General features: G+C 54.1%; 23 protein-coding genes. 12 read left to right on the top strand and 11 right to left on the bottom strand.

The genetic code is table 11. The features are described 5' to 3' along the window. Positions 1-76: 76 nt before the first annotated feature. Positions 77-892, bottom strand: coding sequence for an IclR family transcriptional regulator YiaJ (gene yiaJ / locus DBY68_RS13595; protein WP_108476478.1), 816 nt, complete (start codon positions 890-892; stop codon positions 77-79). Between the two features lie 260 nt (positions 893-1152). On the opposite strand from yiaJ, the gene yiaK reads away from it, so the two are divergent. From yiaK to araD, 8 genes are read left to right on the top strand one after another with little or no spacing between them, the layout of a single operon-like run. Further along, complete coding sequence (yiaK, locus tag DBY68_RS13590; RefSeq protein ID WP_108476479.1) at positions 1153-2151, top strand: 3-dehydro-L-gulonate 2-dehydrogenase; 999 nt, start codon at positions 1153-1155, stop codon at positions 2149-2151. Positions 2152-2162: 11 nt separating this feature from the next. Beyond that, complete coding sequence (locus tag DBY68_RS13585) at positions 2163-2630, top strand: YhcH/YjgK/YiaL family protein (protein ID WP_108476480.1); 468 nt, start codon at positions 2163-2165, stop codon at positions 2628-2630. A 25-nt stretch (positions 2631-2655) separates the two neighbouring features. After that, positions 2656-3582, top strand: coding sequence for a DUF4862 family protein (locus DBY68_RS13580; RefSeq protein ID WP_108476481.1), 927 nt, complete (start codon positions 2656-2658; stop codon positions 3580-3582). Between the two features lie 37 nt (positions 3583-3619). Beyond that, entirely contained in the window at positions 3620-4936 is a 1317-nt protein-coding gene (locus DBY68_RS13575; RefSeq protein WP_108476482.1) for an MFS transporter, read from the top strand. Between the two features lie 55 nt (positions 4937-4991). Beyond that, positions 4992-6497: an FGGY-family carbohydrate kinase gene (locus DBY68_RS13570; RefSeq protein WP_108476483.1), complete on the top strand. Its 1506-nt coding sequence runs from the start codon at positions 4992-4994 to the stop codon at positions 6495-6497. Next, positions 6494-7150 carry a 3-keto-L-gulonate-6-phosphate decarboxylase UlaD gene (gene ulaD / locus DBY68_RS13565; RefSeq protein ID WP_108476484.1) on the top strand — a complete coding sequence of 219 codons (657 nt, stop codon included), beginning with the start codon at positions 6494-6496 and terminating at the stop codon, positions 7148-7150. Before DBY68_RS13570 ends, ulaD begins: the two co-directional genes overlap by 4 nt. Then, positions 7150-8010 carry an L-ribulose-5-phosphate 3-epimerase gene (locus DBY68_RS13560; RefSeq protein ID WP_108476485.1) on the top strand — a complete coding sequence of 287 codons (861 nt, stop codon included), beginning with the start codon at positions 7150-7152 and terminating at the stop codon, positions 8008-8010. The genes ulaD and DBY68_RS13560 overlap by 1 nt, the downstream gene beginning before the upstream one ends. Then, complete coding sequence (gene araD / locus DBY68_RS13555; protein WP_108476486.1) at positions 8004-8699, top strand: L-ribulose-5-phosphate 4-epimerase; 696 nt, start codon at positions 8004-8006, stop codon at positions 8697-8699. The genes DBY68_RS13560 and araD overlap by 7 nt, the downstream gene beginning before the upstream one ends. Before the next feature lie 5 nt (positions 8700-8704). Here the strand turns inward: araD and DBY68_RS13550 are convergent, their stop codons facing one another. Further along, positions 8705-9523 (bottom strand): helix-turn-helix domain-containing protein, encoded by an 819-nt coding sequence (locus DBY68_RS13550; RefSeq protein ID WP_108476487.1) that lies wholly within the window; start codon positions 9521-9523, stop codon positions 8705-8707. Between the two features lie 220 nt (positions 9524-9743). Between DBY68_RS13550 and DBY68_RS13545 the strand changes: the two genes are divergently transcribed. From DBY68_RS13545 to DBY68_RS13535, 3 genes are all read left to right on the top strand, one after another. Beyond that, positions 9744-11144 carry an MFS transporter gene (locus DBY68_RS13545; RefSeq protein ID WP_108476488.1) on the top strand — a complete coding sequence of 467 codons (1401 nt, stop codon included), beginning with the start codon at positions 9744-9746 and terminating at the stop codon, positions 11142-11144. Positions 11145-11154: 10 nt separating this feature from the next. Beyond that, positions 11155-13113 carry a glycoside hydrolase family 127 protein gene (locus DBY68_RS13540; protein WP_108476489.1) on the top strand — a complete coding sequence of 653 codons (1959 nt, stop codon included), beginning with the start codon at positions 11155-11157 and terminating at the stop codon, positions 13111-13113. A gap of 100 nt (positions 13114-13213) precedes the next feature. Then, positions 13214-13525 carry a hypothetical protein gene (locus tag DBY68_RS13535; protein ID WP_108476490.1) on the top strand — a complete coding sequence of 104 codons (312 nt, stop codon included), beginning with the start codon at positions 13214-13216 and terminating at the stop codon, positions 13523-13525. Here the strand turns inward: DBY68_RS13535 and DBY68_RS13530 are convergent. The 3 genes from DBY68_RS13530 to DBY68_RS13520 form a co-directional block, all read right to left on the bottom strand. Further along, positions 13522-13929 (bottom strand): type II toxin-antitoxin system HicB family antitoxin, encoded by a 408-nt coding sequence (locus DBY68_RS13530; protein ID WP_108476491.1) that lies wholly within the window; start codon positions 13927-13929, stop codon positions 13522-13524. The genes DBY68_RS13535 and DBY68_RS13530 overlap by 4 nt on opposite strands. Before the next feature lie 16 nt (positions 13930-13945). After that, positions 13946-14131, bottom strand: a complete 186-nt coding sequence (locus DBY68_RS13525) for a type II toxin-antitoxin system HicA family toxin (protein WP_015962514.1) — start codon at positions 14129-14131, stop codon at positions 13946-13948. Between the two features lie 215 nt (positions 14132-14346). Then, on the bottom strand, positions 14347-15087 hold the full coding sequence (locus tag DBY68_RS13520; RefSeq protein WP_108476492.1) for a MipA/OmpV family protein: 741 nt from the start codon (positions 15085-15087) through the stop codon (positions 14347-14349). Positions 15088-15211: 124 nt separating this feature from the next. Here DBY68_RS13520 and DBY68_RS13515 point away from each other — a divergent pair, with 124 nt between their 5' ends. After that, entirely contained in the window at positions 15212-16186 is a 975-nt protein-coding gene (locus DBY68_RS13515) for a LysR family transcriptional regulator (protein ID WP_108476493.1), read from the top strand. Here the strand turns inward: DBY68_RS13515 and DBY68_RS13510 are convergent. The 6 genes from DBY68_RS13510 to selA all read right to left on the bottom strand — a co-directional run bounded on the left by DBY68_RS13510 (position 16183) and on the right by selA (position 24000). Continuing rightward, positions 16183-17319, bottom strand: coding sequence for an HlyD family secretion protein (locus tag DBY68_RS13510; protein ID WP_108476494.1), 1137 nt, complete (start codon positions 17317-17319; stop codon positions 16183-16185). The two genes, DBY68_RS13515 and DBY68_RS13510, sit on opposite strands and share 4 nt — an antisense overlap. A gap of 5 nt (positions 17320-17324) precedes the next feature. Continuing rightward, complete coding sequence (locus DBY68_RS13505) at positions 17325-17648, bottom strand: DUF3302 domain-containing protein (RefSeq protein WP_108476495.1); 324 nt, start codon at positions 17646-17648, stop codon at positions 17325-17327. Between the two features lie 155 nt (positions 17649-17803). Further along, entirely contained in the window at positions 17804-19342 is a 1539-nt protein-coding gene (gene aldB, locus DBY68_RS13500; RefSeq protein ID WP_108476496.1) for an aldehyde dehydrogenase AldB, read from the bottom strand. Positions 19343-19436: 94 nt separating this feature from the next. Next, positions 19437-20588 carry an L-threonine dehydrogenase gene (yiaY, locus tag DBY68_RS13495; protein ID WP_108476497.1) on the bottom strand — a complete coding sequence of 384 codons (1152 nt, stop codon included), beginning with the start codon at positions 20586-20588 and terminating at the stop codon, positions 19437-19439. Between the two features lie 167 nt (positions 20589-20755). After that, entirely contained in the window at positions 20756-22612 is a 1857-nt protein-coding gene (gene selB / locus DBY68_RS13490; protein WP_108476498.1) for a selenocysteine-specific translation elongation factor, read from the bottom strand. Beyond that, entirely contained in the window at positions 22609-24000 is a 1392-nt protein-coding gene (gene selA / locus DBY68_RS13485) for an L-seryl-tRNA(Sec) selenium transferase (RefSeq protein WP_108476499.1), read from the bottom strand. The genes selB and selA overlap by 4 nt, the downstream gene beginning before the upstream one ends. Positions 24001-24078 lie beyond the last annotated feature (78 nt).

Below are 24078 nucleotides of genomic sequence, written 5' to 3'. Positions count from 1 at the left end.
GAGCACTTTGATCCCACGCGGGAAAGGCGTGTTTTTTGTCAGACGCCAGAGAGGATCTGGCGGTATGCCTGAAACGCTAGCTGCGAACGCTAAAACCGAGTTCGTTAGAAATAGCCAGCGCCGTCTCACGCAGCGGCTTGAGCAGGTTTTTCTCGCCGACCTGTTTAAGGCGCGACGTCGAGAGCGAAATCGAGATGGCATAAGGCACGCGGCCATGAATATCAAACACCGGCACCGCGATACAGGACACGCCTAACTCATTCTCTTCCCGGTCCATCGCCATGCTGCTTTCGCGAATTTGCGCCAGCTCATCGTACATCGCCGGCAGGCCGGTAATGGTATTGCGGGTCAGCGGCTGAATTTGTTCCTTGTGGCTTTCCCAGTAGCTTTCGACGTAATCCGCATGGCCAAACGCCATGTAAATTTTGCCCATTGCGGAGCAGTAGAGCGGCATGTGCTGGCCGATATAGGCACGCGTACGCAGCATGCCGGTGGTCGGTTCCAGCTTATAAATCAAAATCGCATGATCGTCTTCACGGCTGGAGAAGTTCACCGTTTCACCCGTCGCAAGGTTCAGCGCCTCAAGATGCGGCGCGGCAACGTGAATGATATTGAGCGACGAGAGCGCCTTTTGCCCGACGGCGATAAATTTAGTGGTCAGCCGATAGCTTCCGGCGGCAGGCGCGGGCGTCACATAACCGCAGGACTGCAAACCTTGCAGCAGGCGGTGAACGGTACTCTTGTTTAACCCAGCCAGCTCAGACAAGTGCGCCAGCGGGCAACCGTTGGGATAGTTACTCAGAATTTCAATCAACATCAACCCACGAAACAGGCTCTGGCTTCCTGCTGGCCGCTCTTTTTCCGACGTCATCTCACTCTCTTTATCGCTCATGCCGCTGCTCCCGTTTTTATCGCGCTCTGATGGTAGCGCAAAGTGTGGCTCAGTTCACGATCTGGACAGAAAATTTGTAATCATTTGATTTTACGGTGTTTTGAAAAATATGGAACAGATTGCTTTGTTAAAAAACGATCGCTATATTTGAAATCAGATTTCGCAATGTGAAATATACAGATCAACAAGCACACAGAAACAGCTTCCAAACGGATGCTTGCGCTGATGAAAAATCGAGTAAGATGTACTGGAGATGACGTATGTTAGTTAGCTTTGCAGACCTGAAAAACGAGTTCACCCGCGTCCTGCTGGCGCGTGGCGTCGCGGCAGATACGGCAGAAGCCTGTGCCGACATGTTCGCCCGCACCACCGAGTCAGGCGTCTATTCACACGGCGTAAACCGCTTCCCGCGCTTTATCCAACAACTGGAAAACGGCGACATCATTCCCGACGCCTTACCCGAGCGCATTACCAGCCTTGGCGCGATTGAGCAGTGGGACGCACAGCGTTCTATCGGCAACCTGACGGCGAAAAAGATGATGGATCGCGCCATTGAACTGGCTTCCGATCACGGTATTGGGTTGGTTGCGGTGCGTAACGCCAACCACTGGATGCGCGGCGGCAGCTACGGCTGGCAGGCGGCGGAGAAAGGCTACATTGGTATTTGCTGGACAAACTCCATCGCGGTCATGCCCTCCTGGGGCGCGAAAGCGTGCAACATCGGCACCAACCCGCTGATTGTCGCGATTCCTTCCACGCCGATCACCATGGTGGATATGTCGATGTCGATGTTCTCTTACGGCATGCTGGAAGTGAACCGCCTGGCGGGTCGCCAGCTACCGGTGGATGGCGGCTTTGACGACGAAGGCAATCTCACCAAAGAACCGGGCGTGATTGAGAAAAATCGCCGCATTCTGCCGATGGGTTACTGGAAAGGTTCCGGCCTCTCTATCGTGCTGGATATGATAGCCACCCTGCTCTCTAACGGCGCGTCCGTTGCCGAAGTCACCGAAGACAACAGCGACGAATACGGTATCTCGCAGATTTTCATCGCTATTGAAGTCGACAAACTGATCGACGGCGAAACCCGCGACGCCAAGCTGCAACGCATCATGGATTACGTCACCCACGCCGAACGCGCGGATGAAAACGTCGCCATTCGCCTGCCGGGCCATGAATTTACCCGACTGCTGGAAGAAAACCGCCGCAACGGCATTACCGTTGACGACAGCGTGTGGGCGAAAATTAAAGCCCTGTAAGGAGATGCACCATGATTTTTGGTCATATTTCTCAGCCTAATCCCTGCCGGCTTCCGGCAGCGATTGAAACCGCACTCGATTTTCTGCGCACGACCGATTTCAGCCAGCTTTCACCAGGCGTTGTGGAAATCGACGGCAAAACGATTTTTGCGCAGGTAATCGATTTAACCACGCGCGAACACCATGAAAATCGCCCTGAAGTACATCGCCGCTATCTGGATATTCAGTTTCTGGCATGGGGAGAAGAGAAAATCGGTATTGCTATCGACACCGGCAATAATGAAGTGAGCGAAGAACTTCTTGAACAGCGCGATATTATTTTCTATCACCATAGCGAAAACGAATCGTTTATTGAAATGGTTCCTGGAAGCTACGCCATATTTTTCCCGCAAGATGTTCATCGCCCGGCATGTAATAAAAACCGGGCAACGCCAATAAGGAAAATCGTGGTTAAAGTCGCGGTGTCGGCACTGAATTAACGAACTCAATTTTCAGGAGCGAAAAATGAAGACTCATAACGCCGGTTATATTATCGGCGCGTATCCCTGCGCGCCGTCATTCCACCAGCAAAGTGAAGAGCAGGAAGCTGAATTCTGGAAGCTGCTTGCCGACACGCCGCATATTCGCGGGCTGGAACAACCGTGCCTGGAAAATCTCCATCCTTTTGGCGATGAATGGTTGTTAAAACACACGCCTGGTGAGTGGCAAATCGTGGTCACCGCCGTCATGGAAACCATGCGCCGCCGAGGAGGAAACGGTGCCTTTGGCCTGGCCTCTGCCGATGAAGAGCAGCGCCAGCAGTGCGTGGCATATTATCGCCATCTGCTCAATAAAATTACGGCGGTCAATAATGTACACCCCGGCAAAGTTATCGCGCTGGAAATGCAGGCTGCACCGCAGGCAGGAAACGGGAACGTCCAACAGGCTACAGACGCTTTTGCCCGCTCAATCAACGAGATTACAGCCTGGGACTGGCCGTGCGAACTGGTGCTGGAACATTGCGATGCGATGACTTCCGCTGCACCGCGTAAAGGCTTTCTGCCGCTGGAAAACGTGCTGGATGTCCTCGCCGATCGCGACGTGGGCGTTTGTATCAACTGGGCGCGTTCCGCCATTGAGGGCCGCAACACCACATTACCGCTTGAGCATACGCTAAAGGCCAAACAGGCCGGGAAACTGCGCGCGCTGATGTTCTCCGGCACCACATTACAAGGTGAATATGGAGAATGGCAGGATCTGCATGCGCCGTTTGCGCCCTTCTGCCCGGACAGTTTAATGACTGCGGAACACGCCAAATCACTCTTTAATGCGGCGGGGCCTGCAACCTTACAATTTTCCGGTATCAAATTACTGGAAATTAATGCTAATGCCTCCGTTAACCACCGCGTAGAAATACTGCGCGACGGCATAAGCCAGTTACAGAAAATCTAATAATAAAAACATTTATCCTCTTTATGAGAACCTTATTATGAATAATTCATCATCTGTACCTACAGTAATACCACACCAGCGCTGGCTCAGAATTATTCCACCGATTCTGATCGCCTGTATTATTTCCTATATGGACCGCGTCAATATCGCCTTTGCTATGCCAGGCGGCATGGATGAAGAGCTCGGTATTTCCGCCACCATGGCGGGGCTGGCGGGCGGTATATTCTTTATTGGTTATCTCTTTTTGCAGGTTCCCGGCGGCAAAATTGCCGTTCACGGTAGCGGTAAGAAATTTATCGGCTGGTCGCTGGTCGCCTGGGCAGTGATTTCCGTCCTCACGGGCGTGATCACCAACCAGTATCAATTACTGGTTCTGCGTTTCTTACTCGGTGTGGCAGAAGGCGGCATGTTGCCGGTGGTGCTCACCATGATCAGTAACTGGTTCCCGGATGCCGAGCGGGGGCGTGCGAACGCGATTGTTATTATGTTCGTTCCCATTGCCGGGATTGTTACGGCCCCGCTTTCGGGCTGGATCATCACGGCTCTCGACTGGCGCTGGCTGTTTATCATTGAAGGTCTGCTCTCTATCGCCGTGTTGGTATTGTGGTCGCTGACCATCTATGACCGTCCGCAGGAAGCGCGCTGGATTAGCGAAGCCGAGAAAAACTGGCTGGTGAAAACGCTGGCCGCAGAGCAGCAGGCGATTGCCGGTAAAGAAGTCCGCAATGCATCACTGAGCGCGGTGCTTTCCGATAAAACCATGTGGCAGCTTATCGCGCTCAACTTCTTCTATCAGACCGGTATTTATGGCTACACCCTGTGGCTGCCAACCATTCTCAAAGAGTTAACCCACTCCAGTATGGGTCAGGTGGGGATGCTGGCGATTCTGCCTTATGTCGGCGCGATTGCCGGGATGTTCCTTTTCTCCTCGCTGTCGGACAAAACCGGCAAACGCAAGCTGTTCGTCTCTTTGCCGCTGATCGGTTTCGCGCTCTGCATGTTCCTTTCTGTCGCCCTGAAAGAGAACGTCTGGCTGGCCTATGCCGCTCTGGTGGGCTGTGGTTTCTTCCTGCAATCCGCAGCGGGTGTGTTCTGGACCATTCCGGCACGCCTGTTCAGCGCGGAAATGGCCGGTGGCGCGCGCGGCGTGATTAACGCCCTTGGCAACCTCGGCGGCTTCTGCGGCCCCTATGCAGTCGGCGTGCTGATTACCCTCTACAGCAAAGACGCTGGCGTGTACTGCCTGGCGGTATCTCTGGCACTGGCGGCCATTATGGCCCTGCTGCTGCCAGCGAAATGTGATGCCGGCGCAGCACCAACAAAAGCCGTCACACCACACAAACACGCAGCATAAGAAATTCGCCCGGTAGGCTCTGCTTGCCGGGCGCGTCAGCACACGGGAAAGAATGATGAGTGATAAAGAAACCTTCTGGCTGGGTATCGATTGTGGCGGTACTTATCTGAAAGCCGGGTTGTATAACCGCCAGGGAGAGGAGTTCCGCGTGGAGCGCCAGTCGCTGCAGACGCTCAGCCCAAAACCGGGTTATGCCGAGCGGGAAATGCCGTCGCTCTGGCAGGCCTGCGCCGACACCCTTCGTCGGCTAATACAAAACAGCGGCATCAGCCCCCATCAGGTGCAAGGCGTGGGCATTTCCGCTCAGGGTAAAGGGCTGTTTCCTCTCGATAAAAACGATGAACCGCTCGGTAATGCAATTCTGTCGTCCGATCGCCGGGCATTGGAGATTGTCCGTCAGTGGCAGCAGGATGGCATCCCGGAAAAACTCTACCCGCACACCCGCCAGACCTTATGGACCGGTCACCCCGTTTCGCTGCTGCGCTGGCTAAAGGAGAACGAGCCGCAGCGTTATGCGCAAATCGGCTGCGTGATGATGGGCCACGATTTTCTGCGCTGGTGCCTCACCGGTGTGAAAGGCGCGGAAGAGAGCAATATCTCTGAATCCAATCTCTACAACATGGACAGCGGGCGCTACGATCCACAACTCACGCGCTGGCTGGGTATCAGCGAAATTGACGACGCGCTTCCTCCTGTCGTCGGCTCGGCAGAAATATGCGGGGAAATCACCCCTCAGGCGGCCGCTATTACCGGTCTGGCGGCGGGAACCCCCGTTGTCGGCGGATTGTTTGACGTGGTTTCCACCGCACTCTGCGCGGGCCTTGAAGATGAGCACACGCTTAACGCCGTGATGGGCACCTGGGCGGTGACCAGCGGTGTCACTCAAGGGTTACGCAACCATGAAGCGCATCCTTATGTTTATGGCCGCTATGTGAATGACGGCGAATACATCGTTCACGAAGCCAGCCCCACGTCATCCGGCAATCTGGAATGGCTCACCGCACAATGGGGCGATATCTCCTTTGATGAGATAAACCAGTCCGTTGCCAGCCTGCCAAAAGCGGGAAGTGACCTTTTTTTCCTGCCTTTTCTCTACGGCAGTAACGCCGGGCTGGAGATGACCAGCGGCTTTTACGGCATGCAGTCACTACATACTCGCGCGCACTTACTTCAGGCCGTTTACGAAGGTGTGGTGTTCTGCCACATGACCCATCTCAACCGGATGCGCGAACGCTTCTCAGACGTTCACGCCCTGCGCGTCACCGGCGGCCCGGCCCACTCCGATGTCTGGATGCAAATGCTTGCCGACGTCAGCGGCCTGACGGTCGAACTGCCGCAGGTGGAAGAGACCGGCTGTTATGGCGCTGCGCTGGCCGCGCAGGTGGGAACAGGCCTTTTCGTCGATTTCCACGCCGCGCAACACGCCCGTCAGCTCACCCTCCGCACGCTGAAGCCCGACGCCGCCGCACACGCAGCCTATCAAAAAAAATATCAGCACTATCAATTTCTTATTGAAGCCCTTCAGGGCTTCCATGCCCGCATCAAGGAGTACAACGCATGAGCATCCCTCTGTTACAACTGGCGCTCGACCACACCAGCCTTCAGGCCGCCCAGCGCGATGTCGCGCTGCTGCGCGACCATGTGGATATCGTCGAAGCCGGAACCATACTCTGCCTGACCGAAGGCCTGAATGCCATTCGCGCGCTGCGCGAGCAATGCCCCGATAAAATTATTGTTGCCGACTGGAAGGTCGCGGATGCCGGTGAAACGCTGGCACAGCAGGCATTCAACGCCGGGGCGAACTGGATGACCATTATCTGTGCCGCCCCGCTGGCAACCGTGATTAAAGGTCATGAGGTGGCGCAACAACACAACGCCGACATTCAGATTGAGCTGTTCGGCAACTGGACGCTCGATGACGCCCGCGCCTGGTACGCCGCCGGTATCCGTCAGGCTATCTATCATCGCGGGCGCGATGCGCAGGCCAGCGGGCAACAGTGGGGAGAAGCTGATCTGTCGCGCATGAAAGCACTCTCCGATATCGGGCTGGAACTCTCCATCACCGGCGGCGTAACGCCTGCTGACCTGCCGCTATTTAAAGAGATCAACGCCAAAGCCTTTATTGCCGGGCGAGCGCTGGCTGGCGCGGCGAACCCCGCACAGGTCGCGGCGGAGTTTCACGCGCAGATCCACGCCATCTGGGGAGAGAAATAATGCGTCGTCACCCGTTAGGTATTTATGAGAAAGCGCTGGCGAAAGATCTCAGCTGGCCTGAACGCCTGGTGCTGGCTAAAAGCTGCGGCTTTGATTTCGTCGAGATGTCCGTCGATGAAACCGATGAACGCCTGTCCCGACTCGACTGGAGCACCGCACAACGCGCCTCGCTGGTCGAAGCGATGCTGGAAACCGGTGTCGCGATCCCGTCGATGTGTCTGTCTGCACACCGCCGTTTTCCGTTTGGCAGCCGCGATGAAAACGTGCGCGAACGTGCACGCGAGATCATGAGCAAAGCCATCAAACTGGCGCGCGACCTCGGCATTCGTACCATCCAGCTCGCCGGTTATGACGTTTATTACGAAGAGCATGACGAAGGTACGCAGCAACGTTTCGCTGAAGGGCTGGCGTGGGCGGTTGAACAAGCCGCTGCCGCACAGGTCATGCTGGCGGTGGAGATCATGGACACCGCATTTATGAACTCCATCAGCAAGTGGAAGAAATGGGATGAGATGCTCTCTTCACCGTGGTTCAGCGTCTATCCGGACGTCGGTAACCTGAGCGCCTGGGGCAACGACGTGCCCGCCGAGCTGGCGTTAGGCATTGACCGCATCGCCGCAATCCACCTGAAAGACACGCAGCCAGTTACCGAGCAAAGCCCAGGCCAGTTCCGCGACGTGCCGTTTGGCGAAGGGTGCGTGGATTTTGTCGGCGTCTTTAACACCTTACAAAAACTCAACTATCGCGGCGCCTTCCTGATTGAGATGTGGACGGAAAAAGCCAAAGAACCGGTGCTGGAAATTATTCAGGCGCGCCGCTGGATTGAAGCGCGCATGCAGGAAGGAGGATTCACATGTTAGAGCAATTGAAAGCAGAAGTGCTGGCAGCAAATCTGGCGCTGCCTGCGCATCACCTGGTGACCTTCACATGGGGCAACGTCAGCGCCGTTGATGAAAGCCGTAAACGGATGGTGATTAAGCCTTCCGGCGTTGAATACGATGTGATGAGTGCGCAGGATATGGTGGTGGTGGATATCGCCACCGGTCAGGTCGTTGACGGGAGTAAAAAACCCTCTTCCGACACACCAACGCATCTGGCGCTCTATCGCCGTTACCCGGAAATCGGCGGCATTGTACATACCCACTCGCGCCATGCCACGATCTGGTCGCAGGCCGGGCTGGATCTCCCCGCGTGGGGCACGACGCACGCCGACTATTTTTACGGTGCCATCCCCTGCACGCGGCTGATGACTGACGATGAAATCAACGGCGAATACGAATATCAGACCGGTGAAGTCATTATCAAAACCTTCGAGGAGCGCGAGCTGAATCCAATGCAGGTTCCTGCTGTACTGGTGCATTCTCACGGCCCGTTCGCCTGGGGAAAAAACGCCGCCGATGCCGTTCACAATGCCGTGGTTCTGGAAGAGTGCGCCTATATGGGGCTGTTCTCTCGTCAGCTCGCCCCCCAGTTGCCGGAAATGCAAAATACGCTGCTTGATAAGCATTATCTGCGTAAGCATGGGGCGAAGGCCTATTACGGGCAGTAAGCTCTTTAGCCAGAGTTAATATGCTCCTTACAATACCGCCGCTTCCACGCGGCGGGTGTCAGGCCGGTATGTTTACGAAATATCTGGCGAAAATAGCCAGGGTCGTTGAAGCCACACTGCTCGGCAACTTCTTTAAGCGAGCGGGCATTGTTGCTCAGGAGTTTCTCCGCCGCGCGTACTCGCTGACGATGAATGGCCTCGGTCAGCGTCAGATGGAAAACGCGCCGATAAATTCGCCCGAGATAATCCGCATTACAGTGTAATTCCCTCGCCAGCACCGAGGTTGAGAGCATAAGGTGAAAGCGTGTGCGAATCAGTTGCTGCGCTTTCCACGCCAGCGACGTACTTTCTTCATCCTGCGTTTCCCCTTCCTGACTGCTAAATGCAATATGCTGCAAAATCAGCAGCGCAATCAACTCCAGCGATCCGCTACGCTCAATACGCTCCTGCTCATGCAGGAACTGGCGAAACAGAGAAATAATATATTGTGGGTCTCGTGACGTTACTTGTTGAGGAATGTTTAACGTGGAATCACTTGCAGGCAGTTGATCAGAGGCGTTAACTTCAAAATGCAGCCAGTAAAATTTTAAATCCGCCGGAAAGTCCTCAACACCAACGTGCCTGCGCCCCGGCCATAACAATAAACTGTCACCCGCCACAACGTTAAAGATACAATTGTCTTCCTGAATCGTTAATGTCCCTTTTTCAACAAAAATAATCTCCCAGGAATTTAGCCTACGCGCGGGATGACGGCCAACGCCGCGGGAGATAAATAACCCGCCATTTTGTACTTTAATCGGAAGCGTCATGGATAAATTGAGCATAAATATTAAATATCTCGCTAAATCTCAGCAAATAATCGCCCTTCATTATTGATTATTAATAAAAAATAATTGTCTCGCTCGATCCGCTTCACACTTTTACGTTAAAGTCGGAATCGTCATCTTTTTATACTTCTTTGTTGCCTTGTTGCCCTTTCTATTCCAGGCAAAAGTAAAAAGGTCATAAAACAAAACAATATCTCCACATTGCGAGGAGTTACCGATGACCTCTACCCCTATAACAACCAGTGACGTTGCGCAACGTGCGCTGGACGATAAATTATCGATTCGCGAAAAAATAGGCTACGGCCTTGGCGATGCTGGCGGAACGATTATTACCTGCCTGATCATGAACTTTTTAACCTTCTTCTATACCGATATTTTTGGTCTGACACCGGCGCTGGTCGGTACACTATTTATTGCGTTACGTATTTTCGACGCGATTTCCGATCCCATCATGGGTGTGCTGGCTGACCGCACGCAGAGCCGCTGGGGACGCTTTCGCCCCTGGCAGCTATGGATAGCGCTGCCTATCGGGATAATTGGCATCCTGACCTTTACCGTTCCCGATGCCAGTATGGGCGTCAAAATCGCCTGGGCTTTCGGCACCTATCTGCTGCTTTCCGTAAGCTACACCGCCATCAACGTGCCCTATTGCGCGCTGATCAACACCATGACCACGCGCCACAGTGAAGTCATTTCATGTCAGTCCTGGCGCTTTGTGCTTTGCGGCGTGGCGGGTTTTCTGGTCTCGGTTGGCCTGCCGTGGATGGTAGCCGAATTTGGTCAGGGGAATGCGGCACAGGGCTGGCAGTTGGGCGTAGGTGTACTGTGCGCCATCGCGGTAGTGATGTTCCTGTGCTGTTTCTTCTGGGTTCGTGAACGCGTTTCGCTGGACATGATGGGGAAATTTACCCTACGTCAGCATATTGCCGGGCTGCGTAAAAATGACCAGTTACTGCTGATGCTGCTGATGTCTTTCCTGCTGATCAACGTATTCAACATACGTGGCGGCGGTTATATGTATTTCATCACCTATGTGTTGCAGGGAAGCACGGCCTATACCTCGCTGTTTTTCACGATGGTGACGTTTGCCTCCATTCTGGGCTCCATCGTTGTAAATCCTCTCTCGCGTCGTATTGATACGGTAAAACTCTACTACTACACCAATCTGGTGCTGGCGGCGTTGGCGGTTGGCATGTGGTTCTTACCCGCAGGCCCGTCTCATCAGTCACTATGGCTGGCGGTGATCCTGGGGAATGGCATCATCCTCGGCTTCACGCTGCCACTGCATTTCTCGCTGATGGCCTTCTCCGATGACTATGGTGAATGGAAAACCGGCGTGCGCTCCTCCGGGATGAACTTCGCGTTCAATCTCTTCTTTATCAAACTGGCCTGGGCATCCAGCGCCGGAATTATCAGCCTGGTCTTTATCTTTGTCGCCTACCAGCCGGGGGCAGGAAACCAAACGGCTACATCGTTACAGGGAATTACTGCAATGGAGACGCTGCTACCCGCGCTCTTCCACTTGCTTCTGGCGCTCACGGTTCGCGTGTGCAAGCTCAACAATCCGATGATGGCGCGCATCTCCACCGACCTGCGCGTCCGCCATGTTCAGTCTTAAGGAGTCTGTTATGTCCGTGAAGGAAGTCGACCTGCACCATCTGAAAGTGAACGATCCGTTTCTGGGTCAGTATCAGCAGCTGGTGCGCGATGTGGTTATCCCTTATCAATGGGATGCCCTCAATGACCGCATCGATGAAGCGGAACCCAGCCACGCCATAGAGAACTTCCGCATCGCGGCAGGCCAACAATCAGGGGAGTTTTACGGCATGGTATTCCAGGATAGCGATGTGGCGAAATGGCTGGAAGCCGTCGCCTGGTCGCTGTGCCAGAAGCCGGACGCAGCGCTTGAGAAAACGGCGGATGAAGTCATTGAGTTAGTGGCTGCAGCGCAGTGCGAAGATGGCTATCTGAACACCTATTTTACGGTGAAAGCACCGGGCGAGCGCTGGACGAATCTGGCGGAATGCCATGAACTCTACTGCGCCGGACACATGATTGAAGCGGGCGTCGCCTTTTTCCAGGCAACAGGTAAACGGCGTCTGCTTGAGGTGGTTTGTCGGCTGGCCGATCATATCGATGCGGTCTTTGGGCCAGGTGAGAACCAGCTACAGGGTTATCCAGGCCACCCGGAAATTGAACTGGCGCTGATGCGGCTTTATGACGTTACCGAGGAACCTCGCTATCTGGAACTGGTGCGCTACTTCGTTGAAGAGCGGGGAAAACAACCGCATTTTTACGATATTGAGTACGAAAAACGTGGCAAAACATCCTACTGGCATACTTACGGCCCGGCATGGATGGTGAAGGATAAAGCCTATAGCCAGGCGCATCAGCCCATTGCTGAACAGCCGAAGGCAATCGGTCATGCGGTGCGTTTTGTGTACCTGATGACGGGCGTCGCACACCTCGCGCGTTTAAGCCGCGATGAAGGCAAACGCCAGGATTGCCTGCGTCTGTGGGACAATATGGCCCAGCGACAGTTGTACATCACGGGCGGCATTGGTTCGCAAAGCAGCGGAGAAGCCTTTAGCAGTGACTATGACCTGCCGAATGACACGGTCTACGCCGAAAGCTGCGCCTCGATTGGGTTGATGATGTTCGCCCGCCGCATGCTGGAAATGGAAGCCGACAGCCAATATGCCGATGTCATGGAGCGCGCACTTTACAATACCGTACTCGGCGGAATGGCGCTGGATGGCAAGCATTTCTTCTACGTTAACCCATTGGAAGTGCATCCAAAGTCATTGAACTTTAACCATATTTACGACCACGTCAAACCTGTTCGTCAGCGCTGGTTTGGCTGTGCCTGCTGCCCGCCCAATATCGCCCGCGTGCTGACCTCCATTGGTCACTATATCTATACGCCACGCGACGAAGCGTTGTACATCAATCTCTACATTGGTAATAGCGTGGAGATCCCTGTTGGCAATGAAACACTTCGCTTAACCATTAGCGGCAACTATCCGTGGCAGGAGCAGGTGAAAATCGTCATCGATTCGCCAACGCCGGTTCAGCATACTCTGGCGCTACGCCTGCCGGACTGGTGCGTAAACCCGCAGGTGACGCTTAATGGCGCTGCCGCTGAGGGAACCGTGATGAAGGGGTATTGGCATCTTTCTCGACGCTGGCAAGAAGGTGATACCCTCGAACTCACGCTCCCAATGTCCATCCGTCGCGTCTATGGTAACCCACTGCTGCGGCACGTGGCGGGTAAAGTGGCCGTACAACGTGGGCCGCTGGTCTATTGCCTTGAACAGGCCGATAACGGCGAGGAGCTGCATAATGTGTGGCTACCAAAAGAGGCTGAATTTACCGCGTTTGAAGGTAAGGGGCTGTTCAGCCATAAAGTGCTCATTCAGGCACCTGGCTTTAAACAGTCGAGTGTCGACCCGCAGCAGCAGCCGTTATGGCATTATGATGCTTCGCCCGCAACCCGACAGGCGCAAACACTCACCTTTATACCCTGGTTTTGCTGGGCAAATCGTGGTGAAGGAGAGATGCGTATCTGGGTAAACGAAGAGAAATAAACGATGCCATTCACCCGGCAGCACAACAGATGCTTGCCGGGTCAGCCTCATTTCCTCATGATATAATCACACCACTTTACCTTCCCATGAGAAAATAAAAATGAGCAAGGACAGCAGCACCGATGTCACCCTGAAGCGCATCAAACCGTCATCCATCTATCGGCTGATGCTGATAGGCTTGGGTATTCCATTGCAGATTTTTGCAGTGGTATGCGGTGTGATGGGGATCTTTGGCGCCGATATGGTGAAATGGAACGATCAGCCGGTACATGGCATTCTCGCGCTTCCTGCCGCGATATTCAGCGCCCTGTTCGTTACCGTTCTCTTTACCGCATTCCTGGGTTCCGTCACTTGCCTGGGACTGTGGATCTACAGCCGTTTCCGCCCGCTTGAGGTGAAAACGCTGGATTAACCCGGCAACACTCGCCGTGCAGCTTCAGCCAGAAACGCGCTTCTGTTGGCATAGTCAGGATTGTTACGAACAAACGAGTCAATCTTTTGCAGAAGCCGTTTCGGCATAGTGATGTTAATCCGCTCGGCTCTGCCCTCAAACTGATTCATATTGATGTCGACGAGCAACCATTGCCCGCCGGTATAGTTTTGTGGATCACAAGCCAAATGCGTCTCCACAGAACCCGGTAAGGGCAATTCTTTATTGAGCTCACAAAGCGCTTCAAAATGCGCAACCAACGCCCCTCGCGCATCCTGAAAAGTGTCATCAAGAGAATCCCCCGCGAAATAACAACCCGGTACATCAGGGAAAAAACCACTGCTGCTGCCATCGGGGTCGGTGTGTATATAAGCCGGATAGAACATAAAAACTCCTGGTGATTTACATTTTAATCCCGGCCTGGCGGCAAATCTGGGCCAGGGTTCCTGGTTTAATATCTTTGCGAGGATGCGGTACAGTGACCAGTCCCGCTCGGCTGGGATGATGAAACTGCTGATGGCTTCCCCGGGTACGAACATGTACCCAGCCGTGCTGTTTCAGGATTGCAATAACCTCCGCGCTCTTCACATCCTTGCCTTTTTTAATTATACACACAATACACACCACACCTACGTCCTCCATCACAATATCGCCGCGCTAAACGTGATGCAGCCAGGAGATTTTGCTTCAGGAAAGTGGCTCGAAAAGAAAAACAGGGAAGCGTGTAATAGGCAGCTTAGAATGCGAATCTCTTCGCAAAACACAGTATTAACCCGGCAACACTCGCCGGGTTAAAACACTTATCAGAAATGCCAGCTCGCGCCGGTCAGGAAGGTAAAACTGTCTTCACGATCGACCATCGGGCTGTTTTTGATGTCATCCGGCAGCACGCTGTACATCGCGCTCGCCTGTAAAATGATGTTCTTCGTTAACGGGTATTTTGCGCCGACGCCCAGGTATGGCGTCCAGCTGTCGTCAGGAGAATATGACGAGAGCCCGCTACGGTGCGATTCCCCGGCAGAGATACCATAGTAGTAGTCGTTAAAGCTTTTATCGTAATAGAGGACGCCCGCAGAAGGCGTGAGCGTCAGCTTACCAAGCGGCATCACACGGAAGAGTGACATCTCTGCCACCCAGCCATCGCTGTTATCCAGAATATCGGTCGCGGCAGAGACCTTCAGGCTGCCCCATTTTTCGTGGTGATACCACGCGGCCCCCGCCATCGCGGTGCTGTCGCGCTTATCCAGACGACTCATTGCATGATCGTCGTTATCCGAAGGAGAAAACTCCAGCGGCATCCATGACGCGGTGATACTGATTTCATTCTTTTCACTTTTTGAAAGAATGTAACCTAAGGTCGTCTGGCGAATATATAAAGATTCGCCCTCATAACTGATTAACGGCACGACATGAGTATTTTCATTATAACCGCGGTACGGTGATTCGTTATATACCGCCCCCGCACCAATAGATAATTCAGACGCTGTTGCAGTTGCCATAAACGACAAAGCAATCAGCGCCGTAGCATTGCACGTATTTAACATTCCCGGCTGTCCATTTTAAAATAGGAAAAATAAAGCGCGAGAATAATAATGTTTACAAATTCATCAATGCAACGCGCATATTTATATAGTAATATATAAAATCATATATATATCAGGTCTAGCGATGAATAATTTACACCTTAAGCCCCGGGAACTGAAGATTATCTCGGTCATCGCGGCCAGTGAAAATATTAGCCATGCCGCCACAATTCTTGGCATTGCACAGGCAAATGTCAGTAAGTATCTTGCTGATTTTGAATCAAAAGTTGGGCTTAAAGTTTTTGACCGTTCCCCCCGAAAACTGACCCTGACGCCTTTCGGTACGGCCTTGCTTCCCTACATCAATGACATGCTCGATAGACACGAGCAGCTTAATAATTTCATTGCTGACTATAAGCATGAGAAACGTGGACGGGTGACCGTCTACGCCCCCACCGGGATAGTCGCTTATCTGGCAAAAAATGTCATTGCCAACATTATGGATATTGGTGAGATTACCTTTTCGCTAAAAACATACAATCTGGAACCGAAAGCGTTTTATGATGGTGTGGAGTTCCCGGATGATTGCGATGTGTTAATTACTTATGCGCAACCCAAAGATGAGTCATTAGTCGCCAGTTTTATTACGAAATATTCGGTCACCGCGTTTGCCAGCCCAAGCTATCTAAATAAACATCCGATCCATGGCCCGGAAGAACTGGCTCAGCATTCATGTATTTTGATTGATTCGATGATGATGGGTGATTCGAATATCTGGCGATTTAGCACCGGAGAAAATAAATCCGCCGTCGACTATCGGGTAAAAGGCAATTACGTTTGCGATAATACGCAATCTGCGCTGGAGCTGGCGCGTAACGATCTCGGTATCGTTTTTGCGCCCAAAGAGAGCGTCAGAAACGATATTCAGGCGGGTACGTTGGTAGCCTGTTTCCCTGACCAGCAGGAGTGGTGGTTAGATCTGGTGGCTATCTTCCGCAAGCGCGAATATCAGCCCTGGCGGGTGCAGTTTATTCTGGATGCTATGCTCAGTGAAATACGCAAGCAGCTTGCTGTGACGCGCCTGTTGCCGTCACAGCAACTGCCTGCAAACGATAATTAGTGGTCGAGATAAAGGTAATGTACCCAGCTGGTCATACGCAGCAGTACTTTACGCATCACCGACACATGGCTGAAGTGGTCGGAATAGACCGCCGCCTGCGCGTAAATACCGTCGGGTAGCGCGCTGAGGTCAGCATTTTCGTCCAGCTCAATTGTCGCAATCACCCCTTCCGAGCCCGGCGTCGTATTCAGCGACTGGAGCGTCCCCGCCGACTGATAAGTCCCGCCGGGTACCGCCGGGCTGATGGCCGCCAGTTTGCCGCTGAATACCTGGCCCGGTAGCGCATTGAACACCACTTCGGCTTCGTCGCCAGGCGCCAGCCTCAGCAGAGAGTTCTGACGGAACTGGGCAATAATCTGCCGTTTCTGGTCAGGAATAAAGACCATCACCGGGCGCAGCGGCAGCGCGGCGGCGTAGGTTCCCGGTCGAATCAGAACCTGCGTGATGTAGCCGTCGCTGGGGGCGCGAACGACCGTCTGATCCAGGTTAAATTGCGCTTCCGCAAGCTGTGCTTTCAGGCTGGCGATTTGCGAATGTTCGCCCAGCACCATGCTGTCCAGTTCGCTCTGGATCTGTTTCTGTTCTGCCGCCGATGACTTCACCGAAGCTTCCTGCGCCAGATAATTTTGCCGCGCCGCGTCAATATCGCGTTCAGAGAACGGGTTCACTTTGGCCTGGCTGCCCTGAAGATAGCGCTGGTAATCTTTCGCCAGCTTGTCACGCGTCGCTTTCGCCTGCTGCGTGTTGGCCATCATCTCATCAAGCTGTGCCACCAGCGCCTGCTGTTTATGCTCCGCCGTCACAATATCGGCCTTCAGGCGGTCTACACGCGCCTGATAGCGGGTAGGATCAAGCTTAAATAACACCTCGCCTTTTTTAATCAGGGTATTTTTCTTGTCGGTAACTTCCATGACCACCCCGGTAACCAGCGGAACAACCGGAATAGACACCACCGCTTTTTGCGCTTTAAAGGTATAAGGATGGTTATAATTCATAAGCAGAATTAAACCGCTGACAATAAATATACCGCCCAATGCCGCCGTTGGAATAGTCCATTTATTAACGGGAATTTTGAATATCTTAAACAGTGCCCACGCGAAAGCCACGTAGGTCAGAATAATCAGTAAATCCATAAATATTACTCCGCTGAGGAAGCCTTCGCCTCAGCCAGTTGTTTCTCCAGCCCAGCCACGCGCTCCTGAAGCTGGATAAGCGACGCATCCGGGGTTTGCATTCCCCAGCCACGCTCAGGGCGATATAACGTTGCCCAAATCCACAGGAAAGGCCAGATAACATGCAGCGTAAAAAGACTCACCCAGCCCGCAACGTGAATGGCGTCAGCGTGGGGGTGATTGCGTTTCTTCGCAATCAGATAAGGAATATCATGTAAGATGATAATCCCATAGAAGATGACCAGGAATACAAATATTAGGACGCCCAGCGCGAAATAATTAAGAAACATAAATCCTCAGAGATTAAAATAAATAATCGGGGGATGGGAAATAGTAGAGGAATTTTTAGATATCAGGCAAACATCTAATTTATATAATGCCATATGGGTTTCGATATACAGCAAGCCCGGCGGGGAAACACCGCCGGGCCGTTAAAACAGGATAATCAGAACAGACCGAGCGGTTTGTCCGAGTAGCTTACCAGCAGGCATTTAGTTTGTTGATAATGCTCCAGCATCATCTTGTGGGTCTCACGGCCAATGCCCGACTGTTTATAGCCACCAAATGCCGCATGCGCCGGGTAAGCGTGATAGCAGTTGGTCCAGACGCGCCCGGCCTGAATACCGCGCCCCATTTTGTAGGCCAGATTACCATTGCGACTCCAGACGCCCGCGCCGAGACCATACTGAGTATCGTTAGCCAGCGCCAGCGCTTCTTCGGTGGTTTTAAAGGTGGTAACCGCCAGCACCGGGCCGAAGATCTCCTCCTGGAAAACACGCATGCTGTTCTGGCCAAACAGAATCGTCGGCTCGAGGTAATAGCCGTCGTGAAGCTCACCCTCAAGGCGTTTGCGTCGCCCGCCGGTCAGCACGTCCGCGCCCTCTTTCTTACCGATGTCGATGTAGTTGAGGATGGTCTCCATCTGCCCATGCGACACCTGCGCGCCCATCTGCGTTACGCTGTCCAGTGGGTTACCGCTACGGATGCTTTCCACCCGGCGAATCGCCCGCTCCATAAAGCGATCGTAGATAGATTCATGTACCAGCGCGCGGCTTGGGCAGGTACACACTTCCCCCTGGTTAAACGCAAAGAGCGCGAAACCTTCCAGCGCTTTATCAAAGAACGCGTCCTCTTCATCCATCACATCAGCAAAGAAGATGTTCGGTGATTTCCCGCCCAGCTCCAGCGTGACCGGAATGATGTTCTGCGTCGCGTACTGCATGATTTGCTGGCCGACTTCGGTGGAGCCGGTGAACGCAACTTTGGCGATGCGTTTAGACGTTGCCAGATATTCGCCGATTTCCCCGCCCGCGCCGTTCACCACGTTAATCACACCAGGCGGCAGTAAGTCACCGATGATTTCCATCAGCAGCAGCACCGACAGCGGCGTTAAACGCGCCGGTTTCAGGACGATGCAGTTACCTGCGGCCAGCGCCGGGGCCATTTTCCAGCTCGCCATCAGCAGCGGGAAGTTCCATGGGATGATTTGCGCGACCACGCCCAACGGTTCATGGAAGTGATACGCCACGGTATCTTTATCCACTTCGCTGATGCCACCCTCCTGCGCGCGAATACACGACGCAAAGTAGCGGAAATGGTCAATCGCCAGCGGCACATCGGCTGCGCTGGTTTCGCGGATCGGTTTACCGTTATCCCAGGTTTCCGCCGTTGCCAGCAGATCGAGGTTTTGCTCCATGCGATCGGCAATTTTCAGCAAGATCCCCGCCCGATCCTGCACGGACATTTGTGCCCATTTATCTTTGGCTTTATGCGCGGCATCTAATGCCAGGTCGATATCACGTTTGCCGGATGAGGCGACTTCACAAAGCAGTTGCCCGGTTACCGGCGTCAAATTCTGGTAATACTCGCCGTCGACGGGTGCAACCCAGTCGCCGCCGATAAAGTTGTCATAGCGAGGTTTAAGCTTAAGAGGAAAACCATACTCGCCCGGTTGAATGCGGGCTGAAGGGGGATTGTTTGTCATCGCCGTCTCTCCTTGCTGTTGCAGTCCTTCAAGGGTAGACGCGGCTGGCGTTTTTTTCGCCAGCCGTACATAGGTTTACGACAACGGTCACGAATTACATTGCAGCGCGGTAAATCGCCATAATTTCGTCGTGAGTTGCCTGAATCGGGTTAGTGAAGCCACAGGCATCTTTCAGGGCGTTAGTCGCCAGAACCGGGATATCTTCTTCTTTCACGTTCAGGTCACGCAGGCCCGCCGGGATGTTGACGTCACGCGCCAATTTGCAGATGGCGTCGATGCAGGCTTTTGCTCCCTGCTCATCGTTCAGGCCCGTAACATCGATGTTCATTGCCTGTGCGCAGTCACGCAAACGTGCAGCCGCCACTTTGCTGTTGAACGCCTGGACGTGCGGCAGCAGAACCGCGTTGCAGACACCGTGCGGCAGGTCGTAGAAACCGCCAAGCTGGTGCGCCATCGCGTGAACATAGCCCAGCGAGGCGTTGTTAAATGCCATACCGGCCAGGAACTGCGCGTAAGCCATTGCTTCACGGGCTTGTGCATTCGCGCCATCGGCGACGGCAACGCTCAGGTTTTCGGCAATCATGGTGATCGCTTTCAGCGCGCAGGCGTCAGTAATTGGAGTAGCCGCGATAGATACGTAGGCTTCGATAGCGTGAGTCAACGCATCCATCCCGGTGGCGGCGGTCAGCGATTTTGGCATGCCGGTCATCAGGGAAGAGTCATTCACGGACAGAATGGGCGTTACGTGTTTATCGACGATCGCCATTTTAATATGACGCGCTTCGTCGGTAATGATGCAGAAACGGGTCATTTCAGACGCGGTGCCTGCGGTGGTATTAATCGCAATCATCGGCAACTGCGGTTTAGCCGAGCGGTCAACGCCTTCGTAATCGCTAATTTGCCCGCCGTTCGACGCCACCAGCGCAATACCTTTTGCGCAGTCGTGTGGAGAACCACCGCCCAGGGAAATGACGCAGTCGCAGTTATTTTCTTTGAGGATTGCCAGGCCTGCGTTAACGTTCGCTGTGGTCGGGTTTGGCTGCACGCCATCATAAATTACGCTGAAAATATCACGTTCAGCCAGGCCTTTCTGCACGTCACCCGCCATGCCCAATTTATTCAGAATGGCATCCGTCACAATTAATGCGCGGCGATAACCGTAGTCGCGCATGGTATCCATTGCGCCATTTAATGAATTAGCGCCAATAACATTCACTGAAGGAATATAAAAAGTGGATGCTGCCATGATCGTTCCTTAATTAATGGGAAATTGGCGGCTAGGGTAAGGTAAGGGTTAAACAAAAAATATGATCCATATTCTATTTTTGAAATGGAAAAAATATCGGATGTGCTTTTTCTGCGCATCCGATATTAATCAATATGATTTTTGCATTAATTCATTTAATATTTAAATTAATCGTTACGTTTATTTTCAGGAAAAAGTAGCGCATCGCGTAATAAATGGTCATTTCCCCGGCGACGGGTAAAACCGATACGATTAAAATATTCCAGTATTTGAATTGCTAACTTACGGCCCACGTTCAGTTTATCGCGGAAATCTGCTGCGCAGGTTGAACCCTTTTCCTGATCCAGTTCGCGGATCATACTCGCGAAGGTGACGATACGATCGTTACGGTAATAACGATCTTTGACGATCGCCGTAATCATCCCCTGCTGCGCTGCCTGCCGGAGCACCGCGCGCATCAATTGTTCATCGGTTCCGGTTTGCTGAGCCAAATCGCGCACCCACCAGGGTTCATCAGCAAACAGTGGCGCTGCTTTTTGCCATACCACATCCTGTTCATCGGTAAACCCGGCTTTGTGATCCGGTAGATGCAGCCAACCGTGATGGCTGGCTACCACGCCGCTTTCACGCATCTGCTCAATCAGCGTCAGCACCAGCGCTTCATCTTCCATCGGCAGCGCGATGCGGCGCAGGCGCTCACGGCCCGGCCCCGGTTCATCTTTATGTTGTTCGTGGTAGGTCGCCAGCGCATCCAGCAGTTTACGCTGCCAGCGTGCGGCAAGCGGCGCATCCAGCAGTGCGCTCCCGGCCAGAATATAGCCCGGCTGGTTAATCAGTTGCTGTAGCCCCTGTTCGCTCAACTGCCGTGCCCAGGCAAAATCAGTAAGCTGCACCGCATCGCGTTGCAGATGAACAGATAACGCCTGAGCACTGTTTTCCGCCGTCGCCAGTTCAGCAATCCACGCCAGATATTCGGCTTTACGCTTCCCGCGACGCGGTGAATTGAGCGTCACCACGCGCGCACCTGCAAGGGTAAGACGCGCTGAAATATCGCGCAGCACCAGACGGTCGTTGTCGGCCAGATACAGTGGCGTATCCAGTACCAGTTCCGCCAGATTGTTCTCCAGTAGCGAGACGCGCCCGGTGATATGGCTGGCGGCATGGTGAATATGCAGCGGCTGCCATTGGGTGAGCGGCACATGGCTGTGCAACTCGACAATAACCCGCTCAACGGGCGCGGGCGGTTCCTGCGATAGCAGCCAGTCGCCGCGATTCAATTCTTCTTTCTGCGCATCGCCGACGATATTCAGCGCAATACGCTGCCCGGCGTGCGCCTGTTCGGTAGGTTGGTTTTGCGCGTGGATACCGCGCACGCGCATCGGTTTATCGACGCCCGTCAGCCACAACGTATCACCCACATTTACATCCCCGGAAAGCGCCGTCCCGGTGACCACCAGTCCGGCCCCTTTCACAGTGAATGCGCGGTCAATCGCCAGACGGAAGCGCTGGTTTTCCGGATTCACACGCTCCGGTAGTTGCAGCAGATGCGCGCGCAATTCATCAATGCCCAGCCCTGCGGTGGCGGCGGTTTCGAACAGCGTGGCATCGTCAAAACCGTATTCACGCAATACCGAGTCTATCTCGTGACGCACTTCCACCACGCGCGCCGCATCGACGCGATCGGTTTTCGTTAGCGCCACCGTCAGCGTCGGCTTGCCGGTCAGTTGCAGGATCGCCAGATGTTCGCGCGTTTGCGCCATTACACCGTCGTCACAAGCCACCACCAGCAGGGCATGATCGATACCCCCCACGCCCGCCAGCATGTTAGAGAGAAATTTCTCGTGCCCCGGCACATCAATAAACCCGAGCACCCGCCCATCGGGCTGCGGCCAGTAGGCGTACCCCAGGTCGATGGTCATCCCGCGTGATTTCTCTTCCGGCAGGCGGTCGGCGTTAACGCCGGTAATCGCCTGCAGCAGCGTGGTTTTGCCGTGGTCAACGTGCCCGGCGGTGGCAATAATCATTTCAGCAACATCTCCAGAAAACGTGATTCATCCTCAAGACAGCGCAGGTCGAGCCATAATCGCCCGTCGTAAATGCGCCCGATAACCGGCACCGGCAGACTGCGCCAGCGGTTAGCCAGTGTTTCAAGGCGGCTACCGCGCCCGTCTTTAGGGGTAAAGGTGATGGCAGCACTCGGCAGGCGATCGACGGGCAAGGAGCCACTGCCGATTTGTGAGGCACATTCCATCACCGTAACAGAAAATTCGTCGCCATAGCGCTGCGTCAGCGGTTCACGCAGACGTTCGGCCTGCGCGTGGATTTCATCCGTGCGGCGGTTAAGCAGACGCAGTGTCGGCAGGTCGCTGGCGAGGCGTTCAGGATGCAGATAGAGGCGCAGTGTCGCTTCCAGCGCCGCCAGCGTCATTTTATCGGCACGTAGCGCGCGCTTGAGCGGATGCTGCTGTAGCTGAGCAATCATCGCTTTCTTACCGACGATAATCCCCGCCTGCGGGCCGCCCAGCAGTTTATCGCCGGAGAAACTCACCAGGCTGACGCCTGCGGCGATCATCTCCTGCGGCATCGGTTCTTTCGGCAGGCCGTACTGGCTTAAATCGACCAGCGAACCACTGCCTAAATCCGCCACCACCGGGATATCCAGCTCGCGGCCAATTTCAGCCAGCTCGGCTTCTTCTACGGTCTTAGTGAAGCCTTCAATGCTGTAGTTGCTGGTATGCACTTTCATCAGCAATCCGGTGTTTTCATTCACCGCCTGCCGATAATCTTTGGCATGCGTGCGGTTGGTGGTGCCGACCTCATGCAGCTCGCAACCCGCCTGACGCATCACGTCCGGGATGCGGAACGCGCCGCCAATTTCCACCAGCTCGCCGCGTGAGACGACGACTTCTTTGCCGCTCGCCGTGGCCGCCAACATCAGCAATACGGCAGCCGCGTTATTGTTAACGATACAGGCATCCTCTGCGCCAGTCAGGCGGCAGAGCAAATCCGCCAGTGCGCGATCGCGATGACCGCGCCCGGCACCGTCGAGGTCATATTCCAGCGTCACCGGGTCGCGCATCACCTGCGTCACCGCGGCAATGGCGGCTTCCGCCTGCTGGGCTCGCCCAAGGTTAGTGTGCAGCACCGTACCGGTCAGGTTAATGACCGGGCGAATGGCGCTTTGCGTATCCGTGGCAAAACGACGCGCGACTTCCCCGGCCCAGTCGACACTCCAGCCCGGAAGCTCGCCGGTATCGCGGATCGCCTGACGCGCTTCATCCTGAAGCTGGCGGAGTTGTTCCACCACCTGCGAATGACCGTGGTTTTCCAGAAGGGAAGCAAAGGCGGCATCGCGCAGTAAGCGGTCGGTCGCAGGAAGCTGGCTGTAAAGTGAGCGAGTATCGGTAGTCATGAGTTGGCCTGACGGTTAACGATTTTCCCCCCTCCCGACGGGAGAGGGAGTCCATAGTGAGGAGGGATTGTACAGCGT

It is taken from the genome of Pseudocitrobacter sp. RIT415, assembly GCF_003057695.2.
Lineage (GTDB): Bacteria > Pseudomonadota > Gammaproteobacteria > Enterobacterales > Enterobacteriaceae > Pseudocitrobacter > Pseudocitrobacter faecalis.
The sequence above is the reverse complement of the archived record's forward strand: the minus strand, read 5'-3'. Positions and strand labels throughout refer to the sequence as shown.

Bases quoted from the DNA above. Each gene is read 5' to 3' on its own strand.
- DBY68_RS13550 (WP_108476487.1), bottom strand. From the start codon at position 9,523: ATGCTCAATTTATCCATGACGCTTCCGATTAAAGTACAAAATGGCGGG.
- yiaK (WP_108476479.1), top strand. From the start codon at position 1,153: ATGTTAGTTAGCTTTGCAGACCTGAAAAACGAGTTCACCCGCGTCCTG.
- DBY68_RS13535 (WP_108476490.1), top strand. From the start codon at position 13,214: ATGAGCAAGGACAGCAGCACCGATGTCACCCTGAAGCGCATCAAACCG.
- DBY68_RS13580 (WP_108476481.1), top strand. From the start codon at position 2,656: ATGAAGACTCATAACGCCGGTTATATTATCGGCGCGTATCCCTGCGCG.
- selA (WP_108476499.1), bottom strand. From the start codon at position 24,000: ATGACTACCGATACTCGCTCACTTTACAGCCAGCTTCCTGCGACCGAC.
- yiaY (WP_108476497.1), bottom strand. From the start codon at position 20,588: ATGGCAGCATCCACTTTTTATATTCCTTCAGTGAATGTTATTGGCGCT.
- DBY68_RS13570 (WP_108476483.1), top strand. From the start codon at position 4,992: ATGAGTGATAAAGAAACCTTCTGGCTGGGTATCGATTGTGGCGGTACT.
- DBY68_RS13585 (WP_108476480.1), top strand. From the start codon at position 2,163: ATGATTTTTGGTCATATTTCTCAGCCTAATCCCTGCCGGCTTCCGGCA.
- DBY68_RS13510 (WP_108476494.1), bottom strand. From the start codon at position 17,319: ATGGATTTACTGATTATTCTGACCTACGTGGCTTTCGCGTGGGCACTG.
- DBY68_RS13515 (WP_108476493.1), top strand. From the start codon at position 15,212: ATGAATAATTTACACCTTAAGCCCCGGGAACTGAAGATTATCTCGGTC.
- araD (WP_108476486.1), top strand. From the start codon at position 8,004: ATGTTAGAGCAATTGAAAGCAGAAGTGCTGGCAGCAAATCTGGCGCTG.
- DBY68_RS13545 (WP_108476488.1), top strand. From the start codon at position 9,744: ATGACCTCTACCCCTATAACAACCAGTGACGTTGCGCAACGTGCGCTG.
- selB (WP_108476498.1), bottom strand. From the start codon at position 22,612: ATGATTATTGCCACCGCCGGGCACGTTGACCACGGCAAAACCACGCTG.
- DBY68_RS13560 (WP_108476485.1), top strand. From the start codon at position 7,150: ATGCGTCGTCACCCGTTAGGTATTTATGAGAAAGCGCTGGCGAAAGAT.
- DBY68_RS13520 (WP_108476492.1), bottom strand. From the start codon at position 15,087: ATGTTAAATACGTGCAATGCTACGGCGCTGATTGCTTTGTCGTTTATG.
- DBY68_RS13505 (WP_108476495.1), bottom strand. From the start codon at position 17,648: ATGTTTCTTAATTATTTCGCGCTGGGCGTCCTAATATTTGTATTCCTG.
- yiaJ (WP_108476478.1), bottom strand. From the start codon at position 892: ATGAGCGATAAAGAGAGTGAGATGACGTCGGAAAAAGAGCGGCCAGCA.
- DBY68_RS13540 (WP_108476489.1), top strand. From the start codon at position 11,155: ATGTCCGTGAAGGAAGTCGACCTGCACCATCTGAAAGTGAACGATCCG.
- aldB (WP_108476496.1), bottom strand. From the start codon at position 19,342: ATGACAAACAATCCCCCTTCAGCCCGCATTCAACCGGGCGAGTATGGT.
- DBY68_RS13575 (WP_108476482.1), top strand. From the start codon at position 3,620: ATGAATAATTCATCATCTGTACCTACAGTAATACCACACCAGCGCTGG.
- ulaD (WP_108476484.1), top strand. From the start codon at position 6,494: ATGAGCATCCCTCTGTTACAACTGGCGCTCGACCACACCAGCCTTCAG.
- DBY68_RS13530 (WP_108476491.1), bottom strand. From the start codon at position 13,929: ATGTTCTATCCGGCTTATATACACACCGACCCCGATGGCAGCAGCAGT.